This is a genomic window from Hyphomicrobiales bacterium, assembly GCA_030688605.1.
Taxonomy (GTDB): domain Bacteria; phylum Pseudomonadota; class Alphaproteobacteria; order Rhizobiales; family NORP267; genus JAUYJB01.
In genome coordinates this window covers 1-2731 of sequence record JAUYJB010000118.1, presented here as the reverse complement: position 1 = coordinate 2731, position 2731 = coordinate 1, and the positions used below count along the sequence as shown (strand labels likewise).

3 protein-coding genes and 1 other annotated feature are annotated in these 2731 nt (G+C 58.3%); of the genes, 2 read left to right on the top strand and 1 reads right to left on the bottom strand.

Annotated features, from left to right (window positions below):
• Positions 1-237: 237 nt before the first annotated feature.
• Positions 238-471 carry a hypothetical protein gene (locus Q8P46_12570; protein ID MDP2620987.1) on the bottom strand — a complete coding sequence of 78 codons (234 nt, stop codon included), beginning with the start codon at positions 469-471 and terminating at the stop codon, positions 238-240.
• Positions 472-636: 165 nt separating this feature from the next.
• Between Q8P46_12570 and Q8P46_12565 the strand changes: the two genes are divergently transcribed.
• Positions 637-1871, top strand: a protein-coding gene (locus Q8P46_12565; GenBank protein MDP2620986.1) for an IS3 family transposase whose coding sequence is annotated in 2 segments (ribosomal slippage) — positions 637-931 and positions 931-1871 — 1236 coding nt in all. Because the reading frame shifts where the segments join, the coding sequence is not laid out codon by codon here.
• Positions 924-1040, top strand: a sequence feature (AL1L pseudoknot). It overlaps the preceding gene by 117 nt.
• A gap of 83 nt (positions 1872-1954) precedes the next feature.
• Positions 1955-2731 (top strand): tyrosine-type recombinase/integrase (locus Q8P46_12560; protein MDP2620985.1); only part of this gene is annotated, 777 nt, incomplete at its 3' end.

Sequence of the window (2731 nt, the reverse complement as noted above, 5' to 3'; positions counted from 1 at the left end):
GCCAGTGCCAGCACCGGCAAAGAAGCCAATGGTGCCTCCGATAAGACTGCCTAATACCCTGCTTTTCATTTCTTCTCCCTAGTGCAAGGCAACTCCATGGCAAATGTCTGCTATTGGAAAGCTGCGTTGCATCGCTTTTGTGCGTCCTGAACCTACGTCAAACTGGATTAGCCGCAGGGGGCAACGTCACCGGGCACACTGAGGCCTGCAGGCGGGTCCATCTCATTGAAGACCAAGTCAAGCGTCCTCATCATAGTAGAGGGTGTCGAGCATCGCTACGCGATAGTCCCACAACTCGCCATCGCCGCCGCTGGGATGAGGTGCGTTGTACCAGGGCGACGACTGGATCGGCACGATGATCCGATCCCAATAATTCGCCAGCGAAAGCGTCGTAGGGGCAAAGTTCAGTGCCTCGGCCAAATTGCCCTTATTCTTCCCGTTCGCGCAGACAAACGTGTCGGGCCGCTTCATGGCAAGTAGCCTTGTCGCCGTCGGAAACTCTCCAACATGATGGGCGTCCGCATCCAAAAATGCCTTACGGAAACGCCGACAATATTCTTCGAAATCTTCGCGAGTAACCGGGTTGAACCGCCCCGGGTCCGTCGGAGACCGTCAACTTAAGTAAGGATGATGGTTATGACAAAAAGCAAAATGGCAAATCGCTACTCGCCTGAGGTCCGCGCGCGTGCGGTCCGGATGGTGTTCGAGCATCAAGGCTCATACGAAACGCAGGCGGGCGCGATTGCGGCCATTGCACCCAAGATTGGCTGTATTCCCCAGACTTTGGGCGGATGGGTCAAGCAGGCCGAGAAGGACAGCGGCATGCGCGACGGAGTGACAACCGAAGAACGTGATCGCATCAAGACGCTGGAACGGGAAAACCGGGAGCTGCGCCAGGCGAATGAAATCCTGCGCAAAGCGTCAGCATATTTTGCGCAGGCGGAACTCGACCGCCCACTGAAGCGATGATCGGCTTCATTGAAGATCAGCGCGCTGTCTACGGCGTCGAGTCGATCTGCAGGGTTCTGCCGATCGCGCCGTCGACATACTACCACCACCTGGCGTGCCTCGCTGATCCATCCAAAGCTTCGGCGCGGCATCAGCGGGACACAGAAATTCGCCCGGAGATCAAACGTGTCTGGGATGAAAATTACCAAGTCTATGGGGTCCGCAAGGCATGGCATCAACTCACGCGCGAGGGCTTTGAGCTGGCGCGCTGCACGGTGGAGCGACTGATGAAACAGATCGGCATCCGTGGGGCCGTGCGCGGAAAGGTGGTCAAAACAACGATCCCTGATACGGCAGCCCCCTGTCCGCGCGACAAGGTGAACCGCGTGTTCCGAGCACCAGCCCCGAACCTTCTCTGGGTCAGTGATTTTACCTACGTGTCGACATGGCAGGGCTTTGTGTATGTAGCTTTTGTCATCGACACATTCGCTGATCGCATCGTCGGCTGGCGGGTCTCGCGGTCTGCCAAAACTGACTTTGTTCTCGATGCTCTTGAACAGGCCCTGCATGATCGGCGGCCCGTTCAGAAAGGGGGATTGATCCATCACTCGGATCGCGGCGGGCAATATTTATCCATTCGCTATACCGAGCGTTTGGCCGAAGCAGGCATTGAACCATCGGTCGGCAGCGTCGGGGATTCCTACGACAACGCCCTCGCTGAAACTATAAACGGTCTCTACAAAACCGAGCTGATTCATCGTCAGGGCCCGTGGCGCAACATGCAGGATCTGGAGATGGCCACCCTCGGATGGGTCGATTGGTTCAACAACCGGCGCCTGCTTGGCCCCATCGGAAACATCCCGCCAGCAGAGGCTGAACAGAACTTCTATGCACAGCACGACGTGCTCGATATGGTCGCGTGAAATGAAGCTATAGGTCTCCGGTGAAACCGGGGCGATTCAAGGCGGCCAAGCAGCTCTTACCCATTCTCGACGAGATCGGGGACATGCCGCTTGGCGCGATCACAGGGGCGTTGTTGAAAAGCCTTGGTCGCAAGCTGAAGCCGAATGCCTGTACCGATACCTGGTGGCGCGAGATCGTGACTCCGGCACGGTCAGTCATCAACCATGCTCATGAGCACAAAGGGACGCCGCATCTTTCGGTCAAGCGTTATGACAAGTTCGAGCGGATCGCTCAGGACGAGCGGCGGCGAAAGACAAGCCGGGTTGAACGCATCCCCGCGACGCGCGACTGGATCGAGGCGTTTTGTGCGGAGGCCGATCCGTACAACGCGGCCTTGGCCCGTTTCATGTTCGAGACCGCAGCGCGGATCGATCAAGCGGTTTCGATTGAACCGCGTGATCTGAGACCACCGACCTGCGAGGTTAAGGTCAAAGCACAAAAGGGCCATGCCGAGGGTTGGATCACCGTTTCCCCACAGATGATGTCCGAGCTGGTGGCACTGAAGCCGAAGCGGCCCAAGAACCTCAAAACGGGGGCGCTCCTGTCGCCGCGCGTCTTCGGGTACGGCAGCCCGACTGGCTATAACAACCGCTGGAAGACCATCTGCAAGAAAGCGGGCATCCCATACCTGTCGGCGCACCGCGCCGGACGGCATGGATTCTACACTGAACTGGTGGTGCGGCAGGGAGTCGATCCAGTCACGGCGGCCAAGGCGGGGCGGTGGTCAGACGCCACTTTGCCCATGCGCATCTACGCCCATGCAGAGACCGACGAGGCCGAGGTCAGGGCGCGGTTTCGTACAAACTATGTACAGCCGACC